We start from the raw sequence: 20,792 nt of genomic DNA on the forward strand, positions 1-20,792 counted from the left end.
TCAGTACGGACAGCGGTCGGATGAATGGATGCGGGTTCCATAAATTGCTCCTCCTGAGCGAGTGTTTTGATGCAACCTCACTCTGCCAGAGCGACGGCCGCTGTTCACTCCTCATGGGATCTAAAGCCGAAAGAGCTAATCACCCGCACTTGGCCTACCCTTTGCAACCCCGGCCAGCGTCGGGCAGGCCAAATGCTAATCCGTAATCAGGGGGTCAATATTGGATAAGTAAAGGGGGTGAATATTCCGTTCCGATTGACACCGGGGCGCGATCAAAGGCTTGCTTCCCCATGGGCCGCACAATGTGCGCGATGTTCTGGCCACCCATATTCTCAAGCAAACAGGGTCTTACGAGCAAGCCAGTTATGCGATTCAGGATACCCCGGAAATGGTTGCGAGCCATTATGGGCGGTTTCTGCCACAGGATAAGGCTGCTCTGGCTGCCCGAATTCTCAATCAGGTATGGATGGAAGGTTGAGCTGACATTCAGATTTTATGCTACGCCGCATAAAGCTGAAGGGATGGCAGCATCTGATATGACGGACTGTCGCCGTTTGTCAGACGGTGGAATCTGCATAGAAACTGCGTCAAAGAATGACATACGTTGGCGCTCACGTTAAGGTAACGGTGCCGAAGAACCATAAGAATCGAGGCTGTTAATATCACAGCCCCTAATTCCATTTTCGTCTACCCCTATCGTTATCGCGGCATATGTTGCGCGGTTTCAGTATACTTTCTGTCCGGGCATCGCAGCAAGCAGCGATTGCGTATATGCATGCTTCGGATTCAGAAAAATATCACCAGTAGGGCCTGTTTCAACTACTGTGCCCTTATGCATCACCATAATCCGGTCACTGATCTGCGCTGCGACACGCAGATCATGTGTGATAAAGATAAGAGCAAGCTGCAATCGCTCCCTGAGCGATGCGAATAGCTTCAGGACCTGATTCTGGATTGAAACATCCAGCGCCGAGACAGCCTCATCGGCAATAAGGATACGTGGCTCTGGCGCTATAGCGCGAGCAATCGCAAGTCGTTGACGCTGCCCTCCGGAAAACTCATCAGGATAACGATCCAGAGCCTGTATGGTGAGGCCAACAACCTCCATAAGCTCTTCACATCGTTTACTTGCAAGACTGCCGTTAATATTAATCTCCGATAAGGACGTCATTAGCATCTGACGCACTGTTCGTTTCGGATTAAGCGATGCAAAAGGGTCCTGAAAAACCATTTGTATCTTCCGGCGAACAGGCTGCATCGCGCTGCCCGAAAGATTAGAAATATTCTGTCCGTCGAGCAGGATTTTCCCGCTATCAGAATCGGTAAGACGGATCACGCATCGACCCAGCGTTGATTTACCTGAACCTGATTCACCGACGACGCCGAGCGTTTCACCCGGCCGTAAAGAGAAACTGAGTTCTTTAAGAACATTCAATTCGCGCTTTCCACCCCAGAAGCCTTTTTTGATTACGAACGTCTTGCTCAAAGATTCTACGGATAAGACAGGCGCTTCGTGACTGACTGGTTTTTGTACACCAGGACTAAATTTAGGAACGGCATTGAGCAACTGTTGGGTATATTCATGCTTCGGCCGGCTCATAACCTCCGCCGCTGTTCCTGCTTCAACGACAACGCCATTGCGCATGACAACAACATTATCTGCAATGTCTGCAACGACACCGAAATCGTGCGTGATAAAAAGTACTGCAGTCTGGCGTTCAACCTGAAGTACTTTGATTAAACTGAGGATCTGCGCCTGTGTTGTAACATCCAATGCCGTTGTCGGTTCATCCGCAATGAGCAGTTTCGGTCTAAGTGCCAGCGCTATTGCAATAACTACTCGTTGTCTTTGACCACCTGACAGACGGAAAGGATAGCTATCGATTATCGTTTCGGGATCAGGAAGCCGGACAGCGCGTACCAATTCGAGCACTTTCTTCCGAACATTAAGGCCCCTCTCCCCCCGATTATGAAATACCTCGGCAATCTGATCGCCGATGGTCATTAAAGGGTTGAGCGCGGATAGCGGCTCCTGGAAAATCATCGAGATGTCGCGCCCGCGCAGATTGCGCCATTCGCGAGCATTGTTCTTCAGGATATCTTTTCCATCAATCAGGATCTGACCGCCCTCTACATGAAGGCCATCCTGAAGAAGACCAATAACAGCAGAAGCTGTCACAGATTTCCCTGATCCAGATTCCCCAACAACGCAGGTAATACTGTTAGCCGGGATTGAAAAACTCACATTGTCTACGGCCCGGCATCTGTCGCCCAAGGTTCCTATAGCAACGGAGAGGTTGTTGATTTCGAGAGCGTTTTGCATTGGTTTAACCTTTATGACACTCTGCTTTTGCCGCGCTGCCCAAGGCTATCACCCACCATATTGATGGCGAGGATAGCAATCACCAATGCGATGCCTGGGAACACACTCATCCACCAGGCAGTGCGTATTAAAGTTCGCGATACACCGATCATATATCCCCATGAAATGTAGTTAGGGTCACCCAAACCGAGGAAACTAAGTGAGGATTCTAGAGAGATGGATGCCGCCACCATCAAAGTTGCCATTGCAGCAATCGGCGCGGTGGCGTTGGGCATAATCTCGCGAAAAATGATCCATCCGTTTCCTTTCCCCGCCGTAACAGCTGCATCGACAAAATCGCGCCTTTTCAACGTCAGGAATTCTGATCGCACAAGGCGGGCGACGGGTGGCCAGCTCACCAAAATGATTGCCGTCATGACTGAATAGAGAGAAGGTTGAAATACCGCGACAAGCACAACAGCAAAGATAAAGCTCGGTAGGACTTGAAAGAATTCAGTGAACCGCATCAACGCATCGTCAATCCAGCCGCCGAAGTATCCGGATGTGGCGCCTAGTAACACGCCTGCTATCACCGTCGCTACGGTGCAAAGAAAGCCGACCAGCAAGGACACGCGCGTCCCGTATATTATACCGGACAGAATGTCGCGGCCAAGTGTGTCGGTTCCCAGCCAGTGTGCCGTATCACGAAATGGTGGCAGCGTCGGAGGGCCTGAAAGCTCCCAAGGACCATACGGCGCAATCCAAGGCGCAAAAATGCCAACTGCACATATTGATAGAATAAGGACTAACCCTGTTTGTCCAGAGCGTGTTTTTGGAAAAATACGCATGGCTCAGCCCTCAATATCAATACGAGGATCAACGACCGAATAAAGAAGATCGGTGATCAGGTTGAACAAAATTGTCAAAACACTGCATATGAAGAAGATTCCAAGCAACACGTTGTAGTCACGCACGAGCATGGAATCGAGCGTCAAACGGCCGAGACCAGGCCAACCGAAAATTGTCTCCACCAGAATAGATCCACCGAGAAGATTACCGGCATGAACCCCAGCAAATGTTATAACCGGTAACATCGAGTTGCGCATAACATGCTTGACGGCGACCCTAGCAGATGAAAGTCCCTTGGACCGCGCAAGGCGGACAAATTCCTGGTCTTTGACCTCCAACATCGAAGCACGCATCAAACGGGCATAAATAGGCGTATAACTGAGCCCTAGCGTGAGGGCGGGCAGAATAAGATAGGATGCCCGATCTGTGAGAAACCCTACCCAATCTCGGGGCTGAATCAGTGATGCAGCACCATAAGCCGGCAGCCAATTGAGTTGGGCAGAAAATATCAGGACGCCGATCAGCCCAATCCAGTATATTGGCGTCGCAAACAAAAAGAGATTGACCGCGTTGATCGCGCGATCAATAAGGCCGCCGCGATTGAAAGCTGCCACAGCACCCAAGGTTATGCCAAACAGAAGCGCCAGCAAAAATCCGGTGGTTGTAAGTAACAGTGTTGCTCCAAGGCGATCCATAATCAAGGTTATGACTGCCGTCCGCTGACGGTGGCTGTACCCTAAATCAAGTTGCAGAATACCAGAGATATAGGCCCATAACTGGCTCAACAAAGGATCATTAAGACGAAATTCCTCACGCAATTGTGCCATAAAAACCGGATCAGCCGCACCGGATTCACCCGCAATCACCGATGCGGGATCACCCGGTGCCAACCTGACGATAACAAAATTAAGTGTAGCGATAAGCAGGATCAGCAGCGTCGCTCGCACAACGCGTACTGAAATATAACGAATACGTTGCAAAATGGCTCTCCCTGAGAGACGTTGATCCGCCTAGTCCACCCATGCCTGAGCTAAGTCATCATATAGTCCGTTTGCACCGGTGACGACGTCATGTGCCCGAACATTGACAAATGCTGGCCGCTCCATTTCAAACAGCCACGCGACCGGAACTTCATCGATCAAAATGTCCTGCACTTCTTTATAGGCAGCGCGTCTTACATCCGGGTCGATACTACTAGCCCCGTCTGCGAAAAGTTCGTCAACTCTGGAATTTTCATATCCCATCGTATTGGAGAACATGACGCCTTTCTGAATATTTGTGGAGATGTACGAGCGAGAAACACCCAGTGCCGGATCACCAAACTGAAGTAAGATGTTGAAAGTAAGATCAAATTCCCAGTTTGAAACTCTTTGGGCAAAGGCGCCCGCATCGGTTGATTCAACCGTTACATTAATGCCGATCTCACCAAGAGCTTGCTTGACGTATTCTGCCAGCCTGGCCCACGGCCCTCCATAAGGAGACTGCAGAAGTTTAAGTGATACGCGCACGCCGTTTTCGTCTGGCTTCAAACCCATTTCGTCCAACAGTTCACGCGAGCGATCAGGATTATGGGAATATTTAAATCCATCAGGATTGAAGAAGGCTGTCTTCGAGGTAAATGGCCCTTGTGCCTCTTTACCGATACCAAACCAGATCCGTTCAACGATGAACTTTCGATCAAGCGCGTACATTATCGCCTGGCGGAAGCGCTTATCATCAAGTGGCTTTTTGCGGTTGTTGATTTCTAACCAGCCCATCTGACCGAAAATTTCATCTCCCGCATCCACCCTTGCAAGGTTCGGTGATTTGCTGAGCCTTTCGACATCAAATAGTTCAATGTCTTCAGTGGTTGCGACGTCAACATTGCCGTTCTCCAATGCCAGCGTCCTCGCACCGACATCTGGGATAATGTGGAAATAAATGCTTTCAACCCGAGGCAGATCTGGCTTCCAGTAATCGGCGTTCCGATCAAGCTGAACGTGGCTGCCCCGCTGCCACTCTACAAATCGAAATGGGCCGGTACCAATTGGATGGGCGTTAGCAGGATTTTGTCGGAAGTCTGTACCCTCGTAAATATGCTTGGGCGCCATAGGTGCCGAGCCAACTTGAAACGCACTCAAAAACGGGGCATAGGTATTCTTCATTCGAAAAATAACCGTATGGTCATCCGGCGTTTCCCAAGAAGCCACGTTTGAAAAATTATTACGCGCACGTGTGTGGGTTTTTGGCAGAAAGTCACGCGTTGTGAATACAACATCATGTGCTGTAAATGGTTTGCCGTCGTGCCACTTTGCGTTCTTAACAAGATGAAACGTGTAGCTCATTCCGTCATCAGAAACTTCCCAGGACTCAGCTAGATTTGGAATCGGTGTAAGGTCGTGCCGGTAATTGAGCAGTCCTTCAAATATTTTACCGCCAATCAGCTGGGTGGGTCCCTGTGTGCTCAGGGGAAGCATAAGCGTGGCGGGCTCAGGGTTACAAAGAACACTGAGGTGTCCGCCTTGCTTTTGCGCAAACGCTATTCCCTTTAAAGGGAACAACGTCGCTGCTGCGAGGCTGCCCGCCATGAAATGGCGGCGATTGATATTCAGGTGATTGTTCTGCATCTATACCTCCCAGATCGATGCGCCTATTTATTTCGCTGTCTGCTCGCGGGCCCTGTCCGTTATTTTCTTCATGAGCTTGCCGAGGACTGTTTGCATAGTTGTGAAGTTTTCAGTCTTCTTGAACGTGTTCACATCGATGAAAAGCTTTTTATTGATTTCGAGCATGACACTCTCAATTCCATTTTTCGGATCACCATAGCGAACATTCAGCTCACCACCAGTGTAAGGCGTGTTTACCGAGCAGGAGTACCCGAGATCCTCGATAGCACCTTTCAGAAAGGCTACAAATTCTGGTGATGCGGTTGTTCCGTCCCGATCACCAATACAAAAATCAGCGCGTTCCTGGCCATGATCAGGATGGGTAGGCGCACCCACTGCCGACATGCAATGACAACTAATCTGATATGCAAATCCCCACGCCTTCTGCATACGATCAAGATTATCCCGAAGTTCGGCGTGGAATGGACGATAATAATTTTCGATGCGCGCAAGCACATCAGCGACTGCCAACTTGCCTTCATGCATTGGCTGACCATAGCGGGATTTAGACTTTAGGAGGCCAAGACCGCTCAATGACACATCTGGCTTCAAAGGTACGGGCCATTCTTCTGCCAGTAGCTCCGGATCGATATCTAAATCTGATCTGTTGACATCGATATAGGTGTTTGGAAACAGCGCATAGAGCATTACGGCACCATATTCAGGCGCGCTTTCATATAGCTCTTCAACATAGGCTGAGACATTATCGTGTAGCATCGAAAACGGAAGCGGTGAGCGAAAATCAACCGGATACTGACGACCACTCCGCGCAACGTCAAAAATTACTGGCACTGGTGGGACCACGGGATCAAATCTCTCGAAAACACCTTTCAGTTTGGAAACCATTACATAACTCCTCTGTATGATTGCATTTCAGCCAAATAGGCCCACTCATAACGCGCTCACGGGTGCGCTGTACCAACCGCGTGATTTTGAAGCGTGCCGAGATTGCTGATGGATACTTTGATTTGGTCACCATGAGCGAGATAGCGTGGTGGGTTGAATCCGATACCGACGCCAGCCGGCGTTCCAGTTGCAATAATGTCACCAGCTTTTAGTGTAATAACCGCCGAGATAGTCTCAATAAGTGTTGGAATATCAAAAATAAGGTCATGGAGAGCGGCACGCTGCCGAATTTCGTCGTTCACCCAAGTTTCAATGATCTGTGGACCCGGTTCGCCAAACTCATCAGCCGTGACGACAACCGGCCCCATAGGACAGAAGCCATCAATGCCTTTCCCAATAAACCATTGCTGGTGTTTGCGCTGTAATTCGCGTGAGGTCACATCATTGATAATCGTATAGCCGAACACCACCTCGCGCCAGTCTGCGCGACCTACTTTGAACGCGTCGCGGCCGATAATCACGCCCAGTTCACCTTCATAGTCTACGGTACCAGTCGGGTCGAGCCACAAAGGGATCTGTTGATTAGTGCCGATTACCGACGTCGTAGCTTTGGTAAAAATCACCGGAGATTGCGGTATCACCTGCCCGGCACCTGAAGAGTCAAAGCCGCTTTCAGTGAATTCCCGCGCGTGTTCGAAGTAATTTTTTCCAACACAAATAATATCACGTAGCGGCACGGGTATGGGTGCCACGACCTCGACGTCAGACGCTTTAATGCGTGGACCGGTCAGCGCGCGATGAGCAACTGTTTCGTGGACCTCGTCCCAAAGCTTGATCAGATCAATTAGGCTGCTTGGCAGGTCACCTGCGATAGGTGCCAGTGAAATGAATTCGCCTTCGTCTGTCTGAACCGCAGGTATTTCAGTCCCATTTTTCCGGATAGTTGCTAATTTCATTCGCTCCTCCTAAGCACAAACCAATCATGTTCATAATTATGATTGGTGTCAAGATTGGTTTAGTGGAAATTCAAAAGAAAATCGGTTATCATTGCCGAAAGAGGTGGAAAATGACGATTGAAGCACAGATTGAGCGTATGATATCCGAAAGAAGTTTGTCGTCTGGTGACAAGCTTCCGACCGAACGCGAATTGGCATCTTTGCTGGAACAACCACGCAGCGCTGTGCGTAATGCCCTGTTAAATATGGAAAATAGCGGCCGGATCTGGCGTCACGTCGGACGTGGAACGTTCATTGGTCAGCGTCCGGCCCAAACAGATACTGTGAGTTTGCTTGGTAACGTATTGGATGAAACCAATCCGGCCGAAGTACTTGAAACGCGTCTTATCCTTGAGCCGACTTTAGCAGCTCAAGCTGCAATGCGCGCAACTCCTTCGCAAGTAAACCAGTTGCGCGAAATCGTGAGGTACGGGGATGCCGCAGCGACTTTTGAAGAATATGAACATTGGGACGCGGCTTTCCACGAACTAGTCGTTGCAGCTGCTCACAATAAGCTTTGCGAAAAACTATACAGATATATTTCAGATGCGCGTTCGCACTCGGTATGGGGGCGTTTGAAACGGGCCTCCCTGTCCACAGAACGTCGTGCTCGTTATCAGCTTAGCCACAACGAAATTACGCTTGCAATATTAGACCGTGATACCGAAGCAGCAAGAAATTGTATGACTAGGCATATTCTGGAAGTGCGAGAGAATATGTTGGGCTCATGACGCTTCGAAAAGTGAAAAAATTAGGGTCTTCTCTATTCGGCGCGTTGAAGTCAAGGTGTCAATCGGAACGGAATATTGGATCTGACGCATTTTTGATGACGATATCTTTCACATTGCGCCGATCAACCGTGCCTGAAGAAGATCCAGCTTGGCACGCCCATACATTTGCCTTTTAACGAGCTTCAGCTTGTTGATCTGCCCTTCGACCTGGCCGTTCGACCAAGGTTCGGTGATGGCGGCGGACACCGCTGTCTTGTCTTTCAGTATCCCGTTGGCGAAGGGGGCAAACAGACTGTCGCGTGCATCAGCGATCCACGGGTCGAGTTCTGTCTTGGCCTTCATTCGGATCATTGTCTGGAAACGATCAATTAGATTGCGAGCTTGGATCAAGGCGGGAACGCCGACTTCTATGGCCGCAATGGTGATTGTGTCAGCCTTACTCAGTTGATCACGAGCAGTTGTCATCAATCGGGCAATCGTTCTGGCGGATGGCACTTTTTGAAGTTGCTGATCGCAGACCCGCTCAGACCGCCGTCGCCTTGCGGCCCACTCCCCAACGACACGAGAACAACCACGGAAACCTTTGTACTTTAGCTGTCGCCAGAGTTCAGCGCCGTTGTGCTGCCCAGATCCCCAGAGTTGATCCAACAGTGGCAGATAGGCCTCAAGGGAACTTTGTCTGACACGAAATACATCAGTTCTGTGACCGCGGACAATCTGGCGAACCGTTCCGCGGCTATAGCCGGTTTGTCGCACGATTTCCTTTATTGGCACGCCATCGGAAGCCAGCTTGGTGATTGTCGAATTCACGTCCTCACGCCGTAGATAGCTCTCATATTGCAGTCGTTCAGCGCAAGTGAGTAGCGCAGGATTGATCGTCGTAGCACCAATTGCGGTACGGATCGCCCGCATGGATTTGCGCACGACGTCGAGGAACGCTGCGCTGGCGTTCTCCATCAAATGCCAACGATCTGCGACCTGCATAGCATGGGGTAAAGCCTTGGCAGCAGCTTCACGATAGCCGCCGCCTCTATCGCGTGAAACAATCGCTATTTCGGGGTGCTGAGCAAGGAACGTCGAAACTGTCGCGATCAGGCAGAAGTTTGACAATCCTTCGCTTCTCAAGATCACATACGACGGTGCCATAGCGGTGATTGCGGCGGAAAGCCCAATCGTCAATTCCGACGGCGTTTAGAGCATCATCCGGCACCATGGATTTTCTTCTCACCGCACGGATGAGTGTGTCATTGCTAACTGGGATCATCAAGCGTTTGGCAAAGGCTGCTGCGGGCCGCCCTCCCAGAGCCAACCCGAGATGATGTACGACGGTATCAAGTCGAGCGGTTCGACGGCTGCGCTCCGCAACGATAAGCTCTCCAAACCTTTCGACGAATATCCGGCGACGACAAACTGTCATCTCACAGATAAAGCGCCTTGCTGATAATCGCAGTTGGACCTTGGTGCCACCACAAGGCAAATCAGCAACTATCCGAACGTAGCGGCTATGAACACGATCTGACATTTGGTTGCATAAAGGGCAGGAACGTTGATCAGCGGCTGCCCGCGCTGAAACAATGATAACCCCGTTGTCCTCGTCGGAACTCTCAACAATCAATCCGACCGGGATCAGGGACGACAGACGAAACTGGGTCGCCATGATGCTGATTCCTTTCTGATAACCGCGTCAGTTTCGACCGCGAAATCATCAAATATGAGTCAGACCCAATATTCCATGCCGAAACACACACTACTTTCGGCCGTTCAGGACACCGGCGCAAAATCGTTCAAATATCTTTACGACTTTGGCGATGGCTGGGAACACAGCATCAAAATCGAACGCCTATTCCCCGCCATTGTGGAAGAAAAGCCGATGCTCCTTGAAGCAACGGGAAACTGCCCGCCCGAGGACATCGGGGGCCCATGGGGATACCAAGAGTTCTGCGAGGCGCTTGCAGATCCGGCGCACGAGCGACATGCCGAATTCCTCGAATGGTGGGGCAGCGGCGATCATGATGCCGTCAGCGTCAACTTCTCCAAACTCAACAAAGCCGTTGATGATTTAGCTGCAAAATGGGCACGGAAAACACGCCGCAAAACCTGATCCCTTATCCGTAGGCGGCGGCAAACAAAGGAGAAGCGTTTACCGTGTAAACAGCTGACGAAAGAGTGCTTCTGAACGCTGCAAACCTTCATCCGTCAGTATCAGCGACTTCGACTTGTTCACCGGGTCGCAGATCCGACCCTTCTCATGCAATCGATCCGTTGTTGACCAATCAAACCCCTTCCAGGCACAACGCTCGCTGTGGAGCGTTAGCCAAAACAGGGCCAAGACTACGTCATCGATTTTGTCCTCGTCGATCTCCATCCATCAAACATAGCACGCGTAAGCCACATCGTCCTGGGGTCTACGGCGTATGCGTACGGTTAACCCGAAATGTGAACCTGGCTCAAAATCAGACGAAACTCAACACGTAGTTCTCTCATTCCCTCTCATCGCCGCGAAACCTTGCCCTAGAGTTAAATTTACGGTGCCCTAACCCTGAGAGATGTCTTTGATGATAAGTTGATAAAGATACTTAGCTTCTGGCATTAAGGCCGCCCCCTTCCGCGTAATCATCGTAAAGCGTCGGAGCAACTCAGGTTCCACGATTCTAAGCACTTTGCAGTCTTCTATGTGAGAAAGATTGGCGATTGACCCCGTCAGTATCGCGATAGCAAGCCCGGCATTGGCAAAAGCGAGCAGTGTTTCGCCCTGGATACAGTAATATTCTACTTTGACTGGAACTCCTATCTGTTGCGCAGCAGCTGATATAATCTTATGTACGACCGTATTGGGGTAGAACATTACGAGGGGGCGCACCAATAATTCTTTTAAGGTGATGGTTTCAAACGAGCGATCATCAAGCCAACCTTTTGGGACAACTGCTAGCAGTGGTTCGGTTCTTCCCAGTTCGAACGTCATTTCGGGATCAGAGAGTTCGGGACCCACACCAAAGTCGGCCTTGTCTTGTTTTAAAGCGTTGAGGATTTCAGCAGATTTGTACTCGCCGATTGAAACCTTCACGGTCGGATACTCTTCTTTAAATGCTTTTATGACCCTAGGTAAGCTAGCCGCCGCATAGGTAGGTGAACATGCAATTCTGATGTGTCCACCACGAAAATTTCGTTCGTCTTGAATGCACCTTAACGCAGCGGCAATGCTAGATATAGAAGCGCGCGATTGGTCTAAAAGCATCCGCCCTGGGATAGTGAGTTCTAGCTGGCGGGTGGTTCTAACGAAAAGCGGAAAACCTAACTGGCTTTCAAGTTCTTTTATCTGCATAGATACCGCGGACTGCGTACGTCCCAGAACATCAGCCGCACGATGAAAGGAACCAATGTCGGCAACGCAGACAAAGGTATTTATCAGCTTGAGATTGACGTGACTGAAATCACGGACGTGGTCAGTTTTAAACATGATGACTCGCCTTCTCCGAGCCAGATTAGCCAAGATTGATTATAAAGAGTCAACCTCGGGATCGACCACCTGTCGATCCCGAGGTGATATAATTTGTATTCGCAATGGATTGCCTAGCGAAGTCGTCCACTTATCCATCTTAATAAGGGAAAAATTAGTAAAACGACAGATAACCCTAGAAAAACGACGGATATTGTACTGCTGAAGAATACGGAAATATCTCCGTCCGACATGAGCAACGAACGACGAACATTCTGCTCCAAGATGGGCCCGAGAACCAAGCCCAGAAGCACAGGCACTGAAGGATAACTGAACTTCCGGAACAGATAGCCTAGGACACCAAAAGCCATCGCCAGACTAAGATCGAAGAATGAGTAGTTCACACTAAATACGCCATAAACTACGATTCCGAGAACGATTGGAAACAAGTACGCCGCCGGTATGAAAACTAAAGATGCTAGAACTGGCGTGAGTACTATGGTGAGTACTACCAACATCAGGTTTCCAGTATAGAAGGTACCAATGACCGGCCAGACAAATTCGGGGTTTTGTTCAAAGAGTAGTGGACCAGGCTGTAAGCCAAGCATAAGCAGGCCGCCTAACATGATGGCTGTCGTACCTGAGCCAGGGATACCTAGCGTGAAAAGTGGTATCATTGCCGCGTATGAGGCAGAGTTGTTCGCAGCCTCTGGAGAAGCGATACCCTCTGGGGCACCTCGTCCGAAACTCTCTGGATTTTTAGATATTTTCTTCGACAATGAGTAGGAGAATATAGTCGCTGCAGTCGCGCCCGCACCTGGCAAGATACCAACAATGAATCCGATCGCAGATCCTAGCAAAAGATCTTTCCACGTTGTAAAAATGTCTTTTACACGCGGCAGTAATGCTCTTAGCGAGTATTTTGTCCTATTCACCTTGGGTGCAGTTTCATTAACGCTAGCAAAAATCTCGCCTACACCATACATACCAATTGCGATGACAGTGAATTCAATACCTTCAAGCAACTCGAAGGTACCAAAGTTAAATCGAGGAGAGCCACTGACGATATCCAGCCCGACGCAGCCTATCCAAAGGCCGAGTCCCAATGCTGCAAATCCATTAGCACGATTGTCACCACCCAATGAGGTTGAGAAAATAAGTGTCATTACCATAAGCGCAGTCATTTCGATCGGACCAAAGCGAAGGGCAAATTCAGCAAATGGCGCAGCGACAAACGTGAATAAAATTATGGCGATAAAACCGCCCACGAAAGAGGCGAAAGTCGCGATACCTAGAGCCCGCCCCGCTTCCCCGTTTTTAGCCATCGGATAACCGTCTAGCGTTGTCATCATCGCTGCACTCTCGCCTGGAATACCAAGGAGAATAGACGTCACTGCACCGCCGTACATTGCTCCGTAATAAACACCCGCAAGGCCAGCGACAGCGACCGCAGGCTCAAAAGATACAACAATAGGTAGCAGGATCGCAAGCGCGGCTGGCGGTCCCATTGCCGGTAGTACTCCGATAGCGAGACCGAGCAGAACTCCAAGCAATGTCGCAAGGAGCATTGGTCCGCTCATGGCCACCGCCAGTCCATTTAATAAATTAGAAAGTATCTCTATCATATCAGCTCCCAAAGCAGCCCAATAGGCAACGGCACGCCGAGACCCTTGTCAAACACAGCCCAAGCTACCAAGGTGAATCCTATTGCGCTTGCTAGTCCAATAATCACGCCTTTTGCACTTCGGTCAGGCGTTAACGTTAGAAAACATGACATGATGTAGAAAGGCGTAAGCGCAATCATACCTAAGTAAGGGGTCGCAATAACAAATATAACAGTTATGGCGACGAGAACGACAACGCGTAAAACCTCCAGGCGCTCACTAGCTCTAAGTACGTCGTCGTTATCTGAAATTACTCCACCGGCTACCTCCGTCTGCTTTGGTTTGATAAAAAGAGATACGCAAGTACTAATGAGGATTAGCAGACCCGCCATGGCCGGGAAAAATCCAGCGCCTGTTATCGATTCTGAAAAAACACCATATTGGAGTGATTGCCAAACAATATAGATGGCAAAAGCGGCAAATAATGATGTGAAAATTTTCTCGCTAGTAAGCGGTTGCATTCAAACCTCCCTAAATGCGTAATCAAGGATTCCCAACGCTAGGACGAGCGAAGCATCCAAGTTATAAGGAAAGTGGTTACTGCTTCAGGGTTTGGAGGTAGGCAGCATATAGTGCACTCACCTCTGGAATTTTTTTGCCGAACTCCTCAGCGTTCCAGTAAAGAGGTACCGAGTCATTACGCTCAATATACTGCGTCTGCCAGGTTTCACTTTCCGAAACTCTTTTCATAACTTCTTCCCAGAAGGAAACTGCCTCGGCCGGGACATCCTTCGGCATGACAACACCGCGATAGAGCATAAGTTCAATGTTAGAGCCCAATTCTTTGAAAGTTGGAATATCCGGCAAGGACTTAAGACGGTTTGGCGACGTCACCGCAATTGGCTTAAGACGGCCTGCTTTAATCTGGGTCATAACTTCGGAGGCGTTGCCAAACTGCAGATCGATGTGTCCACCGAGCAATGCAGTTGTTACCTCGCCATCTCCACCAAAGGGAATAGGTCGAACTTCCACGGCTAACTCTTTACCAAGTGACACCGCTAACAGGGCGGGATCCGTCACCGGACCCGTATTACCTATTCTGACGCTCTTTTTTTCCTTAATATTATCTAAGCTCTCGATGCCTGATCTAGCGTCAGCTACCAGAACAAATGGGTCACCTGCAATTACCGCGATCGGTTGAAAGTCTTCGATCTTAGCAGGTGATTGCCCCATCAGTGGAGCAACAAAGAAACTCGTCGCAATCGTTCCAATAATGTACGGGTCAGCTTTCCGCTTAGCAACATAGTTATATGCAATGGCGCCTCCTCCACCTGGCTTGTTTTCGACAAGCATCTGTGTCGGGCTGAGCTTTTGTTCGTTGATGATCTTCGCGATCGTGCGCGCTATAATATCGGAGCCACCACCTGGAGACGATTGCACAATCATCGTCACATCACGATTCGGATAATCAGCGGCATCAACTTTACCAGACGCCAGCCCCACAACCATAAGCGCGACAGTTAATTTCGTCGTAATTCTCGACATGGTTTTCCTCCCAGAAATCCTTAAAAAAATTGGCTTTACCGACAGAAGCTTTCTTATTGGTTACGCTTATACTCGCGAATGACACCGTCTTTTGGCTCTAATCCAAATCCGGGATTTTGCGACACTTCCAACCAGCCAGCCTGCGGCTGCGGTACCTCCTCAAACAGAGCGTTGTAGGTCATCCACTTGTGAAAGTGATATTCCACCAACCCACCGTTCAACAGTCCAGCGTGGAGTGCGATGTTATGCGGGCCATTACCATTTCCGTGACTCAAAGGAATATTATAAGCATGCGCTTGTGCGGCAATTCTCAAGCTCGCCGTTAAGCCACCGTCGTTGTTGATGTTTGGTTGAAGATAGTCAATTGAATCGGCCTCGAGATAGTCCCGAGCCTTAAAGTGCTCATTTTCCGCAGCCGCTACTCTGATGGTAGTCTGTTGTCTTAAATGCGCAAGGTTGCGGGGATCATTGTAATAAACTGGCTCCTCAATGAAAGAGATATCCAGCTCTTCACATAGCTTGCACAGTCGAATAGCTTCCGGAAGGCTCATTCGCAAGTTACCGTCCATCGACAGCTTTACATTAGGGCCAACTGCTTCTCTCATAGCAGCCATGCGGACGTAATCATCATCTGGATCAGGTATGGCTTGGCGACCAACAGTGTTCTTTAGGTGGTTATATCCGAGTGACACCAAGTATGCGGCTTCAGCAGCAAGTTCGTCTGCAGTGTAAACTGGTGCGCCATCGTAGGCTGCACCATGCGTGATATATACTGGTACCCTGTCTCTTGCTCCGCCTATGAGGTGATGCACGGGCCTTCCAATTGTCTTTCCTTTTATGTCCCAGCAGGCAATATCTACCATTGCCATAGCGGAAACGAGAACACGCCCTAGCGGACGCTCCCATGTATGTCTGTCGAACAGGCGAGGAATAAGATCTGTCCGAAATGGATCAATACCTTCGTCAATGATTCGTGGTGCTAGATACTTCTCGATTAATTCGATCGCGATTGGATGCGTATATCCACTGGTCGCCCATCCCACCACACCATCGTTCGTTTCCATCTCAAGCAACAGTGCCCCCTCAGTACTAGGGCGATCACGAAATGGCGGCGGTGTAATTGGAATTCCCTTCAAATCGTGAATGGATATCCGCCTAATTCGTTGTTTAGGCGATATGTAAGCCGCTTTGTAAAGCATTGTTTCGTTCAGCATGTGTCCTCCTAATCACAGGGTAACACTATCGCTTCGTAAGAAAATCAAATTAATCTTCTTCATTGTGCAGTTAATCTTATGAATGAGCGAGGCGAGTTTCCCGTTTTCATACCTCGCGCTTTATTGATGGATAAAAATCAAGACTTTTGTTGCGTCCTCCATAATCGCTCAGACAGATTATGATAAATCTAAGGCTCGGTAATACTGTTGATCCGCTATAGCTGATAGTGAGCCCCGACAGGGGCCCACAAGGTTTGATTGCCAGGCTAAATACATTACCTGTATTCTCACAGGAGCCAGTTTGGTAACCACAGCGAAATTTGCGGTATGTAGGTTATAAGTCCAAGCGCGACCAAGAGGGCGATAAGAAACGGCCATGACTGCCGCACATATTCCTCCATTCTAACCTTTGCTATCGATATAGTTATAAACATCATCGTACCCACAGGCGGCGTAAATCCGGCAATGGTCAGGTTTACAGACATCAAGATTCCTAGATGAATTGGGTCTATGCCCATTTGCATTGCGGCTGGGAAAATCAACGGTGTCATAAGGATCATTGCTGAGCCGCCTTCGAAGAAAAGGCCGACAATCAGGAGGATCACATTGATAAGTAGCAGCAACATAAGTGGTGAATCGACGGAGTTTAGAAGGAAAGTCGAGACCAGTGCGGGAATGCCCTCCCACGTCAGATAGGACGCAAAAGCATTTGCAGCGCAGATGATGAACATAACGCTGGCAGTAGCAATTACGGATTCCTCGAGAATTGCTGGCAGATCCTTGATCTTCAATTCCCGATAGATCACACCGCCGACAAAAAGCGCGTAAACAACCGAGATCGCTCCAGCCTCCGTTGGCGTGAAAACGCCAAAACGTAGGCCCATAATAATACCGAAGGGCAGAAGAAGAGCCCATGTGCTTTCACCCAGCTGACGCAGAATTTCGCGCGCTGATGCGCGTCGATCACGAGAACGCGGATAGCCACGAAAGCTGGCGAGAATTGCAACAGTAATCATCAACACCGCACATATTACCAATCCAGGTAAATATCCGGCTAAGAATATTTTAGCCACGGAAACATCTGCAACGAGGGCATAGAGAATAAGAATAATGCCAGGCGGGATGATTGGCGTAATACACGCCGAAGCTGCAGTAACGACAGTGGAAAACCCGCGATCATACCCCAGCTTCTCCATCTCAGGTACGACGATCTTCGTTGTCATGGCCGCATCAGCATTCGCTGAGCCAGAAAGCCCGCCCATTAGTGCCGACATGGCAACATTCACCTGTGCCATGCCCCCGCGCAAATGGCCGACCAGCAGAACCGCGAGTTTCATCAAGCGATTGGTAATGCCGGCATAGTTAAACACTACACCAGCACAGGTGAAAAATGGGATCGCGAGATATGGAAAGGATTCCGTCGATGCAACGATCGTCTGAATCATGGTTTCTTTGGGCATAAAAGTGTTGACCACACCGAAATAGTAGGCCGTTGCGATCAGCAGAGACATTGCGATGGGGACCCGCAACAAAAACATCACGAAGAGAAAGATAATTGGCGAAAAGGACAGAAACGTCATTTTGCGATTCCGTTCAAAAATTATGAGAAATGAGAGCGGTCACAGAACGGTCTCGTGCAGCGGCACATGATCAGGTTCACCGCGTAAGGAATGAAGGAGATGAATGACGCTATAAATCGTCATCAATACAAAGGCCGACAAGGGTGCAAGGTTTACCCAAAAATACGGCACCTCCAGAACGGCTGTTTTGCGCACCCAACCACCTGAAGCCAGTTGCCATGCAAGCCACACAAGCCATATGTTTGCAGCAATGAGCAACATGTCGACTGCGATTATGACAAAGCGCTGCACGCTGCGCGGAACAAGCTCCAGAAAAAAGTCAATCGCGATCATACCTTTGGTTCGATAGATATAGGCAACGGCCATAAACGTAGACCAAGTGAAACCCAGATAGGCGAGTTCTTCAGTCGACAAGAGACTGGTCGCGCCAAAATACCGCATTCCAACATTCAGAACGACAACGCTTAGCATAAGCATAAACGCAATAACGGCGATGATAATTTCTGCCTTATTGAAGCAACGCCCCAGCCTCGAATTAAAAAACATCTCCATAAGTAATCTCCGGATAACGGGAAGACCTGACACTCAAAGAATGAGCAGCCATAGGACAACACTCCAGAAGGCTGCACGCATTATCGCGCAGCCCCGAGGGAAGGATTAAGAGATGGTTTTCAGGACATCTTCATAAATGCCGCTCGTCCATTCGGGAAAGTGCTTGGGAGTCTCGGCTGCTGCCTCGACAAAAGATGATGTATCCACATCGTTAAAGACACGTCCGGCGTCTTCCAGTTTTCCACGAAACTCAAATTCAAGAGCCTCAATCATCGGCTGACGGACTGTCGTATAACCGCGCCCAACCACGTCCAACGCTTTGCGGGCAGGTTCTGGAAGATTTTCATAGACGCGTTGTGACATTACAATCGATGTCGTTGCAACGAGATGTCCGGTCAGGGAAATATTGGGCTGCGTTTCGTACAGTTTCGACGAATAGAGCACAGACAACGGACTTTCAGCCCCTTGAGCAACACCCTGGCTAAGTGCAGTGTAAGTCTCAGACCAAGCCGTATTCGTGATCACGCCTCCCAAAACGCGACCAACCTCATTCCACATCTTTGTTGGCGCATTGCGAATTTTCAGACCAGCTGTATCGGAACGCTGCTTTACCTGGCGTGCCGACAACAGGTGGCGCGTCCCGTAATATGTCATGGTCAGAACACGCAAGCCTCGCTGATTCAGCTTGGCATCAAGCTGCGCTCCAATGTCAGAGTTCCATGCGGTGCCAATATCTTCTGGCCTTTTAAAGAGATAAGGTGCCATGAAGATGGCGTAATCCGGCACGTAATTATAGAAGTGGCTCGGATCACAATCTTGTAGGATAGGCGCTCCGCGCGAAACAGCCTCGATCATGTCAACGGTTTTGCCAAGCGTTTCGGTGGGAAAAACTTGTACGCGCAACGTACCATCAGATGCTTCTTCTATACGTTTTCCGAAGTCCTCCCACATCGGATAACTCGGATCCTGAGACGCCACAACCATGTTCAAACGCAACAGCGTCGGTGCCTGTGCGCGCAAAATCCTTGGCGCAGCCAATCCGCCGACCAATGTGGCCCCTGCCCCAATTGCAAATGTCTTCAGAAAATCTTTCCGCGTTAGCATATTAAAACTCCTCCCTGACGCACCCAACCCACGTGCGCTCCTAGTTAATTAAATTCTGCCTGCCGAAAACTATCGAGCTGGGCAGCATGAAATTAAGTCCTCCACACAGATATATGATGCATGATGTTTAATGATAGTCAATAACGACACGCATATGAATAATTGATTTGTTAGGATTTGCTGAAAATCATAGCCTTGAGCAGTTGATCTCAACCCTATAAGTGGGGTGCGAGGCTCGACAGCTCTATGGCTACATCTGAAAACAGCTGAAAAAATCAGCAATCGTTAAATATTAATTGAACCTTCATTGCTAAGTCACGCTGCCCCGCAGTAACAAAGGCATTGAGGGCATCACTTATAGCAAAGTGGTGAGTCACAAGCGCGCTGACGTCAAGTTGTCTTTCTGTCAACAATTCGACAGCGGTTGAAAACTCTCTGTCGAAGCGAAACGTACCCCTGAAGTCAATTTCCTTAACGACAATTGCGCCGAGTGGTGCAGTTACTTCGGAGCCGAGCATTCCAACTTGAACGAGAATTCCGCATGTCTTTAAGGATTGTATTGTTGCGGCTACCCCAGAGGGGTGTCCTGAACATTCAAACGCAATTTCTACTAAATCGTTGGATTCAATCCATACTTCGAGAGCTTGAGGGTCGCTCACGTTGATGATCTTATCGGCTCCACATTTTTGTGCGAATGATAGCGCTGAATCGCTTATGTCAGTTGCTATAATGTGTTTTGCGCCATTATGTTTCGCCAGCATTATAAGAAGAAGTCCGATCGGACCCGCTCCTGTAATCAGGACGCTTTTATCTTTTAATTCTCCAGCCCGACTCAGGGCGTGGAGGCAGACAGCAAGTGGCTCGGCAAACACAAGATCGTGCAAGTTAACGTCATCCTCGACCGGAAAAACTTGTTTACGATCAACAATCAAAAAAGAACTAAATCCGCCTTGAGTATGAGGAAAGCGCATCGCACTTCCTAAGAAACTACCTTCTTTACAATGCAGTTCCTTGCCTGAGCGACAGGCTTTACAATGACCGCATGGGTTGCTCGGGTTCACCGCTGCCTGCCGCCCTTTAACCAGGCCTTCGACGGCATCTCCCCAAGACTCTATTGTTCCGGCAATTTCATGTCCCAAAGTCATGGGTTCACGGACTTTGATTGTTCCATTCTGGCCGTGCTGAAAGTAATGTAGATCTGATCCACAAATTCCCCCAACCCGAATTTTCACGCAAACATCATTAGGGCCAAGTTCGTCGATCGGGCGCTCTTCGATTCTTAGATCCTTCATTCCATGCAGGACTGCAGCAGGCATATTAAACTCCCCTTTAATAATGCATGATGCATGATTATTATAATGAAACTTACTATTAATCAAGCAAGCAGTC

Annotated in this window: 18 protein-coding genes and 2 pseudogenes; 3 read left to right on the forward strand and 17 right to left on the reverse strand. The window is 49.2% G+C overall.

The features are described from left to right. Positions 1-262 precede the first annotated feature (262 nt). Positions 263-478, forward strand: a pseudogene (locus ACOZHT_RS22455) (hypothetical protein); the annotation flags it as partial. A 246-nt stretch (positions 479-724) separates the two neighbouring features. Here ACOZHT_RS22455 and ACOZHT_RS22460 read toward each other — a convergent pair. The 6 genes from ACOZHT_RS22460 to ACOZHT_RS22485 are packed head-to-tail and all read right to left on the reverse strand — an operon-like array spanning position 725 to position 7,598. Then, on the reverse strand, positions 725-2,323 hold the full coding sequence (locus ACOZHT_RS22460) for a dipeptide ABC transporter ATP-binding protein (protein WP_421566666.1): 1,599 nt from the start codon (positions 2,321-2,323) through the stop codon (positions 725-727). 11 nt (positions 2,324-2,334) lie between these two features. Next, positions 2,335-3,150 (reverse strand): ABC transporter permease, encoded by an 816-nt coding sequence (locus ACOZHT_RS22465; RefSeq protein WP_421566667.1) that lies wholly within the window; start codon positions 3,148-3,150, stop codon positions 2,335-2,337. 3 nt (positions 3,151-3,153) lie between these two features. Continuing rightward, positions 3,154-4,131, reverse strand: coding sequence for an ABC transporter permease (locus ACOZHT_RS22470; protein ID WP_421566668.1), 978 nt, complete (start codon positions 4,129-4,131; stop codon positions 3,154-3,156). A gap of 30 nt (positions 4,132-4,161) precedes the next feature. Next, entirely contained in the window at positions 4,162-5,757 is a 1,596-nt protein-coding gene (locus ACOZHT_RS22475; protein ID WP_421566669.1) for an ABC transporter substrate-binding protein, read from the reverse strand. A gap of 27 nt (positions 5,758-5,784) precedes the next feature. Beyond that, entirely contained in the window at positions 5,785-6,642 is an 858-nt protein-coding gene (locus ACOZHT_RS22480; protein WP_421566670.1) for an N-formylglutamate amidohydrolase, read from the reverse strand. Between the two features lie 56 nt (positions 6,643-6,698). Beyond that, positions 6,699-7,598 (reverse strand): fumarylacetoacetate hydrolase family protein, encoded by a 900-nt coding sequence (locus tag ACOZHT_RS22485; RefSeq protein WP_421566671.1) that lies wholly within the window; start codon positions 7,596-7,598, stop codon positions 6,699-6,701. A 110-nt stretch (positions 7,599-7,708) separates the two neighbouring features. On the opposite strand from ACOZHT_RS22485, the gene ACOZHT_RS22490 reads away from it, so the two are divergent. Next, positions 7,709-8,368, forward strand: coding sequence for a FadR/GntR family transcriptional regulator (locus ACOZHT_RS22490; RefSeq protein ID WP_421566672.1), 660 nt, complete (start codon positions 7,709-7,711; stop codon positions 8,366-8,368). A 108-nt stretch (positions 8,369-8,476) separates the two neighbouring features. Here ACOZHT_RS22490 and ACOZHT_RS22495 read toward each other — a convergent pair. After that, positions 8,477-10,025, reverse strand: a pseudogene (locus ACOZHT_RS22495) (ISL3 family transposase). Between the two features lie 54 nt (positions 10,026-10,079). Between ACOZHT_RS22495 and ACOZHT_RS22500 the strand changes: the two are divergent. Then, positions 10,080-10,469: a plasmid pRiA4b ORF-3 family protein gene (locus ACOZHT_RS22500; RefSeq protein ID WP_421566673.1), complete on the forward strand. Its 390-nt coding sequence runs from the start codon at positions 10,080-10,082 to the stop codon at positions 10,467-10,469. 39 nt (positions 10,470-10,508) lie between these two features. On the opposite strand, the gene ACOZHT_RS22505 is transcribed toward ACOZHT_RS22500, so the two are convergent. The 10 genes from ACOZHT_RS22505 to ACOZHT_RS22550 all read right to left on the reverse strand — a co-directional run bounded on the left by ACOZHT_RS22505 (position 10,509) and on the right by ACOZHT_RS22550 (position 20,719). After that, complete coding sequence (locus tag ACOZHT_RS22505) at positions 10,509-10,733, reverse strand: DUF6429 family protein (protein ID WP_421566674.1); 225 nt, start codon at positions 10,731-10,733, stop codon at positions 10,509-10,511. Between the two features lie 168 nt (positions 10,734-10,901). Continuing rightward, positions 10,902-11,825 (reverse strand): LysR family transcriptional regulator, encoded by a 924-nt coding sequence (locus ACOZHT_RS22510; RefSeq protein ID WP_421566675.1) that lies wholly within the window; start codon positions 11,823-11,825, stop codon positions 10,902-10,904. Between the two features lie 113 nt (positions 11,826-11,938). Next, positions 11,939-13,429 carry a tripartite tricarboxylate transporter permease gene (locus ACOZHT_RS22515; RefSeq protein ID WP_421566676.1) on the reverse strand — a complete coding sequence of 497 codons (1,491 nt, stop codon included), beginning with the start codon at positions 13,427-13,429 and terminating at the stop codon, positions 11,939-11,941. Beyond that, positions 13,426-13,929 (reverse strand): tripartite tricarboxylate transporter TctB family protein, encoded by a 504-nt coding sequence (locus ACOZHT_RS22520; protein WP_421566677.1) that lies wholly within the window; start codon positions 13,927-13,929, stop codon positions 13,426-13,428. Before ACOZHT_RS22520 ends, ACOZHT_RS22515 begins: the two co-directional genes overlap by 4 nt. Positions 13,930-14,005: 76 nt before the next feature. Next, on the reverse strand, positions 14,006-14,953 hold the full coding sequence (locus tag ACOZHT_RS22525) for a tripartite tricarboxylate transporter substrate binding protein (protein ID WP_421566678.1): 948 nt from the start codon (positions 14,951-14,953) through the stop codon (positions 14,006-14,008). 53 nt (positions 14,954-15,006) lie between these two features. Next, positions 15,007-16,167: a mandelate racemase/muconate lactonizing enzyme family protein gene (locus ACOZHT_RS22530; protein ID WP_421566679.1), complete on the reverse strand. Its 1,161-nt coding sequence runs from the start codon at positions 16,165-16,167 to the stop codon at positions 15,007-15,009. Between the two features lie 287 nt (positions 16,168-16,454). Continuing rightward, a complete protein-coding gene (locus tag ACOZHT_RS22535) occupies positions 16,455-17,747 on the reverse strand; it encodes a TRAP transporter large permease (RefSeq protein WP_421566680.1) in 1,293 nt (430 codons plus the stop codon). A 39-nt stretch (positions 17,748-17,786) separates the two neighbouring features. After that, complete coding sequence (locus tag ACOZHT_RS22540) at positions 17,787-18,299, reverse strand: TRAP transporter small permease (protein ID WP_421566681.1); 513 nt, start codon at positions 18,297-18,299, stop codon at positions 17,787-17,789. Between the two features lie 105 nt (positions 18,300-18,404). Beyond that, positions 18,405-19,403: a TRAP transporter substrate-binding protein DctP gene (gene dctP, locus ACOZHT_RS22545; protein ID WP_421566682.1), complete on the reverse strand. Its 999-nt coding sequence runs from the start codon at positions 19,401-19,403 to the stop codon at positions 18,405-18,407. Positions 19,404-19,678: 275 nt separating this feature from the next. Next, positions 19,679-20,719: an L-idonate 5-dehydrogenase gene (locus tag ACOZHT_RS22550; protein ID WP_421566683.1), complete on the reverse strand. Its 1,041-nt coding sequence runs from the start codon at positions 20,717-20,719 to the stop codon at positions 19,679-19,681. Between the last annotated feature and the right edge of the window lie 73 nt (positions 20,720-20,792).

Origin of the sequence: Ochrobactrum sp. EDr1-4 (genome assembly GCF_049199085.1) — a bacterium.
GTDB lineage: Bacteria > Pseudomonadota > Alphaproteobacteria > Rhizobiales > Rhizobiaceae > Brucella.